This is a genomic window from Halarcobacter mediterraneus, assembly GCF_004116625.1.
GTDB lineage: Bacteria > Campylobacterota > Campylobacteria > Campylobacterales > Arcobacteraceae > Halarcobacter > Halarcobacter mediterraneus.
This window is the reverse complement of the sequence record NZ_NXIE01000004.1, coordinates 197,471-210,625: the sequence shown is the minus strand read 5'-3', so window position 1 is coordinate 210,625 and position 13,155 is coordinate 197,471. Positions and strand designations below refer to the sequence as shown.

Sequence of the window (13,155 nt, the reverse complement as noted above, 5' to 3'; positions counted from 1 at the left end):
ACCTAAAAAAGTTTAAGTATTTCTTTAATCTGAACAAAATCATTATAGTTTTTAGCCATAATTAAGATTTTCTTATCTTTATAGACATATAAATCTTTATTTATATGTAATGCTGCAGCAATATCAAATTCTCTTAAATTTCCCATAAATAAGACAAATTTATAGTTTCTTGCATAGGCTAAAGATAGTGCAGAAGCACCAGGACTACGGTACTTTATAAAGTTATCTTTTAGTATTTTTGTTATATCTGTATAAGCATAAGCTCTTTCAAAAATAGAAATTTTAGGATTTTTAATTTCTAAGTTTTTTTCTTCTTTTTTATTTAGAATATCTATTGTTTTTATACTTTTATTATCTCTATATATCATTTTTGCAGTACAAAGATTACATACATATCCAGCTAAATATTCATTTTCTTTTCTTATGGCTACAGAAGTTCCATAATAAGGTAAGCCTGATAAAAAGTTATGGCTACCATCTAAAGGGTCAATTATGATTTTAATATTAGATTTATTTGAAATAATTCCTATTTCTTCTGAAATAATATCACCAAAAGAAGAAAGGTATTTAATAAAGATATTTTCAGCTATTAAATCAATATTTAAAGACTTATCTCCACCATAGCCAATAGAAGAAGCTTCTTCCAAGTCAGATTGAGTCATATGAATATTTATATATTCATATAACTTTTTATTTGCTTGAATAACTGCATTTGTAAATGAGTTATAATCAAACATATTTTAAGATAGTGCCTTTACTATCTCTTTTGCAGCTTCTCTACCATCAAGAGCAGCAGTTACAGCCAAGTGAGCACCTCTTTGGCAATCTCCACCTGCATAAACTTTTTTATTTGAAGTTACATAGTTTTTAGTTTCAACTCCACCCCAAGAATTAGTTTGAACATTTAATTCTTTTAAGAATTCTGGAACTTCAGGAGAAAAACCTAATGCCATAATAATAACATCTGCTTCTTCTATAAATTCACTTCCTTCATTTATAACAACTCTTTGTCTTCCTGATTCATCTGGTTCACTCATTGAAGTTGTCAGTAATTCAACACCAGTTGCTGTTTCATTGTTTACAACAATAGATTTGGGACTTACATTAAATAAATATTCAACTCCTTCTTCTTTTGCATTTACAACTTCTTTTTTACTTCCTGGCATATTTGCTTCATCTCTTCTATAAAGACATTTTACAGATTTTGCTTTTTCTCTAACTGAAGATCTAACACAGTCCATAGCAGTATCTCCACCACCAATAACAACTACATTTTTATCTTGTACATCAATAAACTCTACATCTGTATTTCCAAGATTTCTTTTTTGAATTCCTGTTAAAAAGTCCATAGCTAAATGTACATTAGAAGCATTTTCACCTTTAACACCAGCAAATCTACCTTTTTTTGCTCCTATTGCAAGATAAATAGCATCAAACTCTTCTTCAAGTTCTTTCACACTTTTATCTTTTCCAATTTCACAGTTTAAGTGAAGCTTCATTCCCGCATCTGTTAACCAGTTCATTCTTCTTTCAACAGTCGACTTATCAAGTTTGAATCCTGGAATTCCATACATTAAAAGTCCACCTGCTCTATCTTCTCTTTCAAACATTTCTACTTGAAAACCACGTCTTAGTAAAAATGTAGCTGCTGAAATTCCAGATGGTCCTGAACCGATAATTGCAACTTTTTTATCTACTTTTTTATCAGTAAAAGTTGGTTTCATACCATTTTCAAAAGCTCTTTCATTTAAATGTGTTTCAATAGCACCAATAGAAATAGCACCATGCCCAGTATTTAATGAACACGCACCTTCACAAAGAACATCTTGAGGACAAATTCTTCCTAAGATTTCAGGGAAAGGAGATGTTTCATTTGATAAAGCAAAAGCTAATTGCATATTTTTTTCAGATGTTTGTTTTAACCAAGCTGGAATATAGTTTCCTAAAGGACAACCTGTATGACAGTATGGGTCACCACACTGCATACATCTATCTGCTTGTTCTCTAGCTCTGTGTTTACCAAATACTTGATAAACTTCATTATAATCTTTTAATCTTTGTAATACATCTCTTTTTTCAGGACTAATTCTTTCAAATTTAGTAAAGTTTAACATCTTAATCTCCCTCCTCTGGATTTAGAGGTAACACTGTCATATTTTTTGGTTTTACTAACCAAAAATCTCTAATTGCAGCTCTAAAGTTTTCTAAAATAAATTCAGCTCTTAAAGACTCAGTTTCATTTAAATAATCCATTAATAATCTTTTTAAGAATAGTCTTTCTCTCTCTGTATCATCGGTATCAATTCTAACTGCTTCTATCAATTCTTGATTCATTTTATCAACAAATAATTTTTCAGGATCATAAACAAATGATAAACCACCTGTCATACCAGCACCAAAGTTAATTCCTGTATTTCCTAAGATTGCAACAATTCCACCTGTCATATATTCACAAGCATTATCACCAGTACCTTCTACTACAGCTATACAACCTGAGTTTCTAACACCAAATCTTTCTCCAACTGTTGCTCTAACATAAAGTTTACCACCAGTTGCTCCATAAAGACAAGTGTTACCAGCACCAGCAAACTCTGGACCTTGAAGTGGAGTATTAACAATAATTTTCCCTCCATTCATTCCTTTACCAACATAATCATTTGCTGCACCATCTAAATAAAGATTCATTCCTTTTGATAAAAGTGTTCCAAAAGACTGACCTGCAATACCTTTTAAGAAGATATTAATTGAACCATCAGGAAGCCCTTCATCTCCATAATATTTAGCAATTTCACCAGAAATTAATGTACCAAATGATCTATTTAAGTTACAAATAGTTTCTTTCACTTTAATTGGTGTATTTGGTTTTTCTATTGTTCTATGAACTTTTTTTAGTAGCTCTTTTTCAAATTTATTCTTATCATAAGGAGTATTAAACTCTTTTTGACAAGTATCAACACCATCAATTCTTCTAAGAACATTTTGGAAATCAAACTTTTGAGCAAATTCATCATCAATAACTTTTAATAAATCTGATCTTCCAACAACTTCTCCTAGTGATTTATAACCTAAAGAAGCTAGAATTTCTCTAACATCTTGTGCAACAAAAGTAAAGTAAGAGATAAGTCTTTCAACTGTACCTGTAAAATGATCTCTTAAGTCTTCATCTTGAGTAGCAACACCTACAGAACACTTATTTGTATGACAAATTCTTAAAATTTTACACCCAAGAAGTGTTAATGCAGCTGTACCAAAAGCATAAGATTCTGCACCAAGCATTGCAGCTTTTACTACATCAAGACCAGTTTTTAAACCACCATCTGTTTGAATATGAACAGATTCTCTTAATTGGTTAGCTTTTAAAGCATTGTGTGCTTCAGAAAGTCCCATCTCCCAAGGATTACCAGTATGCTTAATAGATGTAAGAGGAGCAGCTCCTGTACCACCATCTGCACCTGAAATAACAATTCTATCTGCATAAGCTTTTGCTACACCAGCGGCAATTGTTCCAACACCAATTGTTGATACTAATTTAACTGTAATTTTTGCTTCAGGATTAATTTGTTTTAAATCAAAAATTAATTGAGCTAAATCTTCAATAGAATAAATATCATGGTGTGGAGGAGGTGAAATAAGTGTAACACCTTCAACTGTATGTCTTAAACTTGCAATTAATGCAGTTACTTTATGTCCTGGTAATTGACCACCTTCACCTGGTTTTGCACCTTGTGCTACTTTAATCTGAATCTCTTCGGCACTTCTTAAGTAACCTGGTGTAACACCAAATCTACCTGAAGCAACTTGTTTTATTTTTGAATTTTTAAGAGAGTTAAATCTTTTTGGGTCTTCTCCACCTTCACCAGAGTTTGACATACCACCAATTGTATTCATTGCCATTGCCATTGCTTCATGAGCTTCTGGAGAAATAGAACCACAAGACATTGCAGCTGTTGCAAATCTTTTGAAAACATCTTCTATTGATTCAACTTCTGATATATCGATAGCTTCTTTATCAGAATTAAATTCAAAGAAATCTCTAATAAATTTTTGACCTCTTGTTTCAACTAATTCTTTTAATTTCTTAAAGTCTGAAATATCTTCTTTATCTTTTGCTTGTTTATTATGCATTGCATTTGTTGTAGCTGGACCATAATCATGGTATTCACCATCATTCATATATTTATAAAAACCACCTAAATCTAGTGGAAAAATATGTTTATCATCAAAGAAAGCATTAAAATGTGATTTCTCAATTCTTTTTTCAATATCTTCATATGAAAGACCTGCTAAATCTGAGTGTGAACCTTCAAAGCAGTCATTAATAATTTCATCACTTAAACCAATTATATCAAATAGTCTTGAGTTTCTATAAGAAGCAATTGTACAAATACCCATTTTAGACATAATTTTAAGAAGTCCAGCATTTAATGCTTTTTGAGTATTTTTTAATAAAGTTTGCATTTGATATTTTGAAGATACTTTAGTTTTATGAAGCTCATAAACTGAAGCATACATCATATATGGATAAATTGCTGTAACTCCATATGCTGTCATTACTGCAGCCATATGAGGATCATACACTTCTCCTGTAATAGCTATCAAAGAAACCTTACTTCTAACTCCTTCTTTTATCAAAGATTCATTTATAAATCCTATTGCCATAGCCATTGGAATTAGTTTTGTTTCTTCTGATACTTTTTGGTCAGATAAAAATACAATTGATACATTATCATTTTTAACAGAATCAATTACTTTTTCAGCTAAATTTTGTAAAGCTGTTTTTAAATCACTTTTAAATGTTGTTGAGAAAGTTTTATTTTTAAAATATTCATCATATCTTGGAGATGTTGAATCTCCAAAAGATTTTAATACATCAAATTTTTCTTTCATTAAAATAGGAGATGCAACCTTTAATCTTTTTGCATATTCTGGTTTTTCATCTAAAATATTATGAATATGCCCAAATCCAGTTTCTAAAGACATCACTATTTTTTCTCTGTATGGATCAATTGGTGGGTTTGTTACTTGGGCAAATTTTTGTCTAAAGAAATCGGTAAAATTTCTATTTACTTGAGAAAAACAGGCTAATGGTGTATCATCACCCATAGACCCTACTGGTTCTTTACCATCTTTTGCCATTGGATCAATCATTTGATCTAATACTTCATAAGTTATATTAAAATATTTTTGTTTCTTTTCTAACTCATCAATAATGTAATCTTCATTTTCTAAAAATGATTCATCTATGTACTCTTGTAAATATTCCATATCGCCATTTAACCATTGTACATAGTTTTGAGAAGATTTTAAATAATCATTAATATCATCTTCTTTTAAAACTTTTCCATGTTTTAAATCTAGTCCCATCATTTGACCAGATTGTAATCTACCTCTTTCTAAAACATTATCTTCATCTAAATCTATTGTTCCATACTCAGAAGTAACATAAATCTTGTGGTTTTTAGTAATTATATATTTTGAAGGTCTTAAACCATTTCTATCAATTAAGCAACCTATATGTCTTCCATCAGTTAAAGATACTGCTGCTGGTCCATCCCAAGCTTCCATTGCAGTTGAAGTATACTCATAAAAAGCTCTTAAATCAGAATCCATATGTGGAGCATTTTGCCATGGTGCAGGAACTAATGATCTTGCTGCTTTGAAAAAATCAACTCCATTTACAATTAAAAACTCAAACATATTATCTAATGAGGCAGAATCTGAACCACCATCTTGTAAAATAGGTAATATTCTTTTTAATTCTTCATCTGTAAAAACTTCTGATTTTATTTGTTCTGATTTTATTTGAACATTTACTCTATTTGCTTCAACTGAATTAATTTCACCATTATGTGCAATTGATCTAAAAGGTTGAGCAAGTTTCCATTGAGGTAAAGTATTTGTAGAAAATCTTTGATGAAATAATGAAAAAGAGATTTGAAAATCTTCATCTCTTAAATCAATATAAAACTTTTTAATATGCGTAGGCATTACTAGCCCTTTATACGCTATTACTTTAGATGAAAATGTTGGAATATAAAAATCTTGTTTATCTTTTAATTTGTGTTCACATTCTTTTCTAGTTAAATATAACATAGCATCAAATCTTTTTGATGTCATAAGTGCACTAGCACTAACAAAAACTTGAATTATGTGAGGTAAAGTTTCTAAAGCTTGCTCCCCCAGAGCATCAGTATCAAGAGGAACTTCTCTTGTAAATAAAACTTTTAAATCATTTTCTTCACATTGTTCTATAAAAATATCAATGTCTTCAAGATCTTTTGTAAATATCATAGCTACTGCATATGTTTCTGGTAAATCAATACCTTTTTCATTAGCTATTTTTCTCATAAATTTATTAGGCATAGATAAAAGTAAACCTGAACCATCACCAGTTTTACCATCAGCTGCCACTGCACCTCTGTGCATCATTCGCTCAAGCGAAGTTATAGCATCTTCTAAATTCTCATGACTTGGTCTATTTTTTAAATCAGCAACTAAACCAAAACCACAGTTGTCTTTAAAAGAAGTAAGTAAATCTAAATTACATCCCATCTTTATCCTTTAAATTTTGTATCTTTATATTCCTAAATAAAGTTAGAGATTGTATCGAATTTTTGTTTAAATCACGATTAAGGTAAAAATAACCTTAAGCAGATGCCTTTTTTCAAGTCATTTTTACAATTTATTGCTTTCTTTAAAATTTTGTAACATATATATTTTTTATACAACAGAATAAAAATTAAACAATGTATTTTTTTCAAAATTTGTTATTTTATACATAAGTTTTACATATCTTTTTATTATACTTTTTTTAACTCAAAACTTAAGGAGAAAAGAGATGACAAAAACAATGAAAGGGATAGTATCGAGTGTAGCGGTAGCTTCGATGTTATTATTCACAGGTTGTGGAGATACTAAAAAAGAAAACAATGAATCTCAAACAACTAAACAAACTGCTGAGCAATTTGTATTAAAATTTTCTCATGTTGTAAGTGCTAATACACCTAAAGGGCAAGCTGCTGATTTCTTTGAAAAAAGACTTGAGGAGTTATCAGAAGGTAGAATTGATGTTCAAGTTTACCCTTCTTCTCAACTTTATACTGATAATGCTGTTTTAAAAGCTTTAAAGTTAGATTCTGTTCAAATGGCTGCACCTGCTTTTTCTAAATTTGGTAAGATTGTTCCTCAATTAGCTTTATTTGATTTACCTTTCTTATTTAAAGATATTGATCATTTACATAGAGTTCAAGATGGTGAAGTTGGTCAAAAACTTAAAGATATGGTTACTGATAAGGGATATGTTGCTTTATCTTTTTGGGATAATGGTTTTAAACAATTATCTTCTTCTCAAAAACCTTTAGTTCTTCCTGAAGATGCTCAAGGTCAAAAATTTAGAATTATGTCTTCTAAAGTTTTAGAAGCTCAATTCCATGCTGTTGGTGCTAACCCTCAAATGATGCCTTTCTCTGAAGTTTATTCTGGATTACAGCAAGGTGTTATTGATGCGGCTGAGAACCCTATTTCTAATATTTATACGAAAAAGTTCCATGAGGTTCAAAAGTATTTAACTATTTCTGATCATGGTTACTTAGGTTATTTAGTTGTTTTATCTAAAAAATTCTGGAATTCTTTACCTGCTGATTTACAAGAAGATGTTAAACAAGCTATGAATGAAGCTACTGAAAAAGAAAGACAACTTGCTGCTGATTTAAACAATGAACAATTTAACTTAATCAAAGAATATGCTGATTCTACTGGTAAGTTAGAAATCCTTCATTTAACTGATGAGCAAAAAGAGGCTTGGAGAACTGCTGTTAGTAAAATTTATCCTGAATTCTACGACAACAATAAAATCGGTGAAGACCTTATTAAAGGCGCACTTAACACAAAATAACTCTCCCTCAAGACTATCGGTAATCCGATAGTCTGTTTCTTATAATAACTATCTATCTTAAATTTAACAAAAATTTATCTACATACATAAAGCTTACATATCTTTTCATTATAATCAAAGAATAATACTAAAAAGGAGAAAAGAGATGACAAAAACAATGAAAGGGATAGTATCGAGTGTAGCGGTAGCTTCGATGTTATTATTCACAGGTTGTGGAGATACTAAAAAAGAAAACAATGAATCTCAAACAACTAAACAAACTGCTGAGCAATTTGTATTAAAATTTTCTCATGTTGTAAGTGCTAATACACCTAAAGGGCAAGCTGCTGATTTCTTTGAAAAAAGACTTGAGGAGTTATCAGAAGGTAGAATTGATGTTCAAGTTTACCCTTCTTCTCAACTTTATACTGATAATGCTGTTTTAAAAGCTTTAAAGTTAGATTCTGTTCAAATGGCTGCACCTGCTTTTTCTAAATTTGGTAAGATTGTTCCTCAATTAGCTTTATTTGATTTACCTTTCTTATTTAAAGATATTGATCATTTACATAGAGTTCAAGATGGTGAAGTTGGTCAAAAACTTAAAGATATGGTTACTGATAAGGGATATGTTGCTTTATCTTTTTGGGATAATGGTTTTAAACAATTATCTTCTTCTCAAAAACCTTTAGTTCTTCCTGAAGATGCTCAAGGTCAAAAATTTAGAATTATGTCTTCTAAAGTTTTAGAAGCTCAATTCCATGCTGTTGGTGCTAACCCTCAAATGATGCCTTTCTCTGAAGTTTATTCTGGATTACAGCAAGGTGTTATTGATGCGGCTGAGAACCCTATTTCTAATATTTATACGAAAAAGTTCCATGAGGTTCAAAAGTATTTAACTATTTCTTATCATGGTTACTTAGGTTATTTAGTTGTTTTATCTAAAAAATTCTGTAATTCTTTACCTGCTGATTTACAAGAAGATGTTAAACAAGCTATGAATGAAGCTACTGAAAAAGAAAGACAACTTGCTGCTGATTTAAACAATGAACAATTTAACTTAATCAAAGAATATGCTGATTCTACTGGTAAGTTAGAAATCCTTCATTTAACTGATGAGCAAAAAGAGGCTTGGAGAACTGCTGTTAGTAAAATTTATCCTGAATTCTACGACAACAATAAAATCGGTGAAGACCTTATTAAAGGCGCATTAGCGACGGAGTAAAAAATGATTGTATTAAAAACTATTAGTAAAATTATTGGATTTATTAACCAATCAATTGCAGCCATCGGTATTTCTGCCGGGGTTGCAGTTGCATTTATAAATGTTGTAGCAAGATATGTATTTGATGCTTCACTGGTATGGGCAACAGAATTAACGGTATTCTTGTTTTTATGGAGTGTATTTTTTGGAGCAGCATACTGTTTTAAAAAAGATGCTCATATTGCAGTTACAATTATTTTGGATTTAATGCCATCTAGAATTGCAAAAATTATGCTTCTACTTTCCCATCTAGTAACTTTTATTTTCTTATGTGCTGTTTCATATTATGGATATGAATATATTTTATTAGTTATTGATTTAGATGAAAGATCAATTGATCTTTGGAATATACCAATGTGGGTAATTTATCTTGTTATCCCTATTTCTTTTGCTTTTGCAGCATATAGAGTAGCAGAAAGAATTCATGGTATTTTATCTACAAGCCATGATAAAATCTTAAAAGAGAGTGAAGCTGAAATGATTTTAGCAGAACTTGGAGAAAAACAAAGTGACAATAAAAATGAACATGTAAAAGAACTAAATAATATGGTAAAAGAAGTTGAAAAGAAAACAGGAGGAATGCTATGAGTGTAGCTGTATTATTTGGAATATTTTTCTTTTTAGTTATTTTAGGAACTCCTATTGCAATTTGTCTTGGAGCTGCTACTTTTGTAACACTATTATTATTTACTCCTATTTCACCTATTGAAGTATCAGCAATGATATTTAACAAAGTAGAACATTACTCTTTAATGGCAATTCCAATGTTTATTTTTGCAGGGAATCTATTATCAAAAGGTAGTGCTGCACAAAGAATTATTGAGTTTGCTAAATCTGTAGTAGGTCATCTTCCTGGTGGGCTTCCTATTTCTGCAATTTTTGCTTCAATAATATTTGCAGCTGTATCTGGTTCTTCTCCTGCTACTGTTGTTGCTATTGGTTCAATTATGTTTGGGGCAATTATGCAAGCTGGATATCCAAAGAAATATGCAGTCGGGACTATTGCAACAGCTGGTTCTCTTGGAATTTTGATACCACCCTCAATTGTATTAATCGTTTATGGAGTTACAGCTGAAGTTTCTATTGGTAAACTATTTATGGCTGGGGTTGTTCCTGGAATAATGCTTGGTATTATGATGATGGTTGTAACATATATTGGTGCAAGAAGATTAGGCTTTGAAAGAACTGAACCAAAACCTTTTAAAGAGAGATTAGCAAAAATGAAAGATGCCTCATGGGGACTTATGACTATTGTTTTAGTTATTGGTGGTATCTATGGAGGTATTTTTACACCAACTGAAGCTGCTGCTGTAGCTTGCGTTTGGGCATTTATCGTTTCTGTTTTTATTTATAAAGATATAAAAATCACTGAAATATGGCCAACTGCTTTAGAGTCTGCAAAAACTACTGCAATGATTATGTTTATTATTGCAAATGCAATGTTATTTGCACACTTTTTAACAATTGAAAATATTCCTCAAGCAATTACTGAAGCTTTAGTTGAAGCAAATGTAAATAAATATATGTTCTTAATAGCTGTTAACTTACTTCTAATTTTAGCTGGTTCATTTATGGAACCAAGTGCTATTATTATGATTATGGTACCTTTATTACTTCCTGTTGCCGTTGCACTTGGAATTGATCCTATTCATTTTGGTATTATTATTACAGTTAATATGGAACTTGGAATGGTATCCCCACCTGTAGGATTAAATTTATTTGTTACATCTGGACTTACTGGAATGAGTATAAAAGATGTTATTGTAGCAGCCTTCCCTTGGACAATGACTATCTTAGTAGGATTAATTTTAGTAACTTATATTCCTCAGATTACTATGTTTTTACCTAACTTGATGTATGGTGGTTAATAACAACTATAATAAATAGGACTTTTGTCCTATTTATAAAATCTTCTATCAAAAATATTTTATAAAATAAAAAAATCAAACTTTAAATTATTTTACATTATAATACTATTGTGTTACCTTTTAAGCATATAATATTCTTATAGTTACTAATAAAGTAGAATATAGGAAAAGAACATGAAAAAATTAATATTATTACTAATATTCATCTGCCTAAACTTTTTAGAAGCAAATGAAAACATAAACCTAAACCAAGAAGAAAAACAATGGATTAAAAATAATCCTATCGTAACTTTTAGTGAAGTAAACTGGATTCCACTATCAATTATTAAAGATAATAAGATGGAAGGGATAATGGCAGACTATTTAAATATTATCTCAAAAAAAACTGGAATAAAGTTTAAATATATACCTTCAGAAAACTGGAAAGATGCTATAAATAAATTTAAGAAAAAAGAGATTGATTTACTTCCAGGTGTAGATTCTAGTATGAATGAAATACACAATGGAATAATAAGTGATTTATATATTTCCTATCCAATGGTAATTGTAACATCAACATCTAAATATAAACATTTAAAAGATTTAAATAGCTTAAAAAATAAAACTATTGCTGTTCCAAAATACTACACTAGTTATAACTTTATAAAAGAGAACTATCCAAAGATAAATATAGTTCAAACAGATTCTATAACAGAAGCATTACTTCTTGTTGAAAAAGAAAGAGTTGATGCCTTTATTGGACATATTGCCACTTCTATATATTATATGACTGAAAATTATTTAAAAAATTTAAAAATATCAGGTACAACATCGTTTATGTATGACCATAGATTTTTACTTCAAAAAGACCAAAAAGTCTTATTATCTATTATTAATAAAACTATTCATTCTATCTCATATGAAGAGAAAAAAGACATATACTCAAGATGGACACAACCAACAATAATAAAAGAAAGAATAGACTATACTACTATTTTTATTATTGTATTTATGGCATCATTGATTATTATTTTTCTTATATATAGACATCAATTATTGAAAAAAATAAATCAAGATATGTTAAAAATATTAAATAGTTCTATAGATGGTGTTATAGTAAGTCAAAACAATAAATGTATTAGTATAAATAACTATGCTTTAAAAATTTTAGAATATGATAAAAAAGAGTTTTTAGGGAAAAATATTTTAGATTTAGTTATTAAAGAAGATAAGAAAACAATAATAAATAATTTGAGAAAAGAATATAATAAAACTTTTGAAATAAAAATTCTTACAGCAAAAGGAAAAGTTCTTCCTTTATTAATAAAAATAAGCAAGGCAAAAATAAATAATAAAAATGTAGTTATTTCATCTTTTGTAGATTTAACTCAAACAAAACAAAAAGAAGCTGTTTTATATCAACAATCAAAAATGGCTGCAATGGGAGAGATGATAGGGAATATTGCTCATCAATGGAGACAGCCATTATCTACAATTTCTGTAGCGGCAACAGGAGTAATAATACAAAAGGAAATGGGTACATTAAAAGATAAAGACTTATACTCAGCTTTAAATACAATAAATGATTCTAGTCAACTTTTATCAAAAATAATTGAAGACTTTAGAAACTTTTTTAGACCAAATATAAAAGAAAAAGAAAAAGTTTTTATTGAAGATTTAATTAATAATACTTTGAAACTAATTGAAGCTCAATTTAATGCACAAAGTATTCATATTATAAAAAATATTACTTGTAATGAAGAACTTTTTACAATAAATAATAAGTTAATACAAGTCTTACTAAATATATTAAATAATTCACGTGATGCACTTGAGATCTTCAATGAAACTCAAGAGAAAAAACTAATCTTTATTGATGTATTAAAAGAAGAAAATTATTTAGTAATAAAAATCTATGACAATGCCGGAGGAATAGAAGAAAAGATTATAAATAGAGTTTTTGAACCCTATTTTACTACAAAACATCAAGCACAAGGAACAGGAATTGGTTTATATATGACCGAAGAACTTGTGACAAAACATTTAGATGGTCAAATTTTTGTTTTTAATAAAAACTTTAACTATTTTAATAAAAACTATAAAGGTGCATGTTTTGAAATAAGATTTGAACTTTAAATAATTTTTCTTTAAATTTATCTAGCTAAAATTTAAAG

General features: G+C 29.3%; 8 protein-coding genes. 5 read left to right on the top strand and 3 right to left on the bottom strand.

Annotated features, from left to right (window positions below; all coding sequences use genetic code 11):
* Positions 1-2: 2 nt before the first annotated feature.
* The 3 genes from CP965_RS10815 to gltB are packed head-to-tail and all read right to left on the bottom strand — an operon-like array spanning position 3 to position 6,552.
* Positions 3-737 carry an inositol monophosphatase family protein gene (locus CP965_RS10815; RefSeq protein ID WP_129062118.1) on the bottom strand — a complete coding sequence of 245 codons (735 nt, stop codon included), beginning with the start codon at positions 735-737 and terminating at the stop codon, positions 3-5.
* A gap of 3 nt (positions 738-740) precedes the next feature.
* Positions 741-2,114, bottom strand: a complete 1,374-nt coding sequence (locus CP965_RS10810; protein WP_129062117.1) for a glutamate synthase subunit beta — start codon at positions 2,112-2,114, stop codon at positions 741-743.
* Position 2,115: 1 nt separating this feature from the next.
* The gene (gene gltB, locus CP965_RS10805) at positions 2,116-6,552 is read right to left on the bottom strand and encodes a glutamate synthase large subunit (protein WP_129062116.1); all 4,437 of its coding nucleotides are present in this window, start codon (positions 6,550-6,552) and stop codon (positions 2,116-2,118) included.
* Positions 6,553-6,838: 286 nt separating this feature from the next.
* On the opposite strand from gltB, the gene CP965_RS10800 reads away from it, so the two are divergent.
* From CP965_RS10800 to CP965_RS10780, 5 genes are all read left to right on the top strand, one after another.
* Positions 6,839-7,894, top strand: coding sequence for a TRAP transporter substrate-binding protein (locus CP965_RS10800; RefSeq protein WP_206732295.1), 1,056 nt, complete (start codon positions 6,839-6,841; stop codon positions 7,892-7,894).
* Between the two features lie 145 nt (positions 7,895-8,039).
* On the top strand, positions 8,040-9,095 hold the full coding sequence (locus CP965_RS10795) for a TRAP transporter substrate-binding protein (RefSeq protein ID WP_206732294.1): 1,056 nt from the start codon (positions 8,040-8,042) through the stop codon (positions 9,093-9,095).
* Between the two features lie 3 nt (positions 9,096-9,098).
* Positions 9,099-9,722: a TRAP transporter small permease gene (locus CP965_RS10790; RefSeq protein ID WP_164971020.1), complete on the top strand. Its 624-nt coding sequence runs from the start codon at positions 9,099-9,101 to the stop codon at positions 9,720-9,722.
* Positions 9,719-11,002 carry a TRAP transporter large permease gene (locus tag CP965_RS10785; protein WP_129062115.1) on the top strand — a complete coding sequence of 428 codons (1,284 nt, stop codon included), beginning with the start codon at positions 9,719-9,721 and terminating at the stop codon, positions 11,000-11,002. Before CP965_RS10790 ends, CP965_RS10785 begins: the two co-directional genes overlap by 4 nt.
* Positions 11,003-11,176: 174 nt before the next feature.
* The gene (locus tag CP965_RS10780; RefSeq protein ID WP_129062114.1) at positions 11,177-13,117 is read left to right on the top strand and encodes an ATP-binding protein; all 1,941 of its coding nucleotides are present in this window, start codon (positions 11,177-11,179) and stop codon (positions 13,115-13,117) included.
* Positions 13,118-13,155 lie beyond the last annotated feature (38 nt).

Excerpts from the sequence above, each read along its gene's own strand:
- CP965_RS10815 (WP_129062118.1), bottom strand. The coding sequence starts at position 737 with ATGTTTGATTATAACTCATTTACAAATGCAGTTATTCAAGCAAATAAA.
- CP965_RS10810 (WP_129062117.1), bottom strand. The coding sequence starts at position 2,114 with ATGTTAAACTTTACTAAATTTGAAAGAATTAGTCCTGAAAAAAGAGAT.
- gltB (WP_129062116.1), bottom strand. The coding sequence starts at position 6,552 with ATGGGATGTAATTTAGATTTACTTACTTCTTTTAAAGACAACTGTGGT.
- CP965_RS10800 (WP_206732295.1), top strand. The coding sequence starts at position 6,839 with ATGACAAAAACAATGAAAGGGATAGTATCGAGTGTAGCGGTAGCTTCG.
- CP965_RS10795 (WP_206732294.1), top strand. The coding sequence starts at position 8,040 with ATGACAAAAACAATGAAAGGGATAGTATCGAGTGTAGCGGTAGCTTCG.
- CP965_RS10790 (WP_164971020.1), top strand. The coding sequence starts at position 9,099 with ATGATTGTATTAAAAACTATTAGTAAAATTATTGGATTTATTAACCAA.
- CP965_RS10785 (WP_129062115.1), top strand. The coding sequence starts at position 9,719 with ATGAGTGTAGCTGTATTATTTGGAATATTTTTCTTTTTAGTTATTTTA.
- CP965_RS10780 (WP_129062114.1), top strand. The coding sequence starts at position 11,177 with ATGAAAAAATTAATATTATTACTAATATTCATCTGCCTAAACTTTTTA.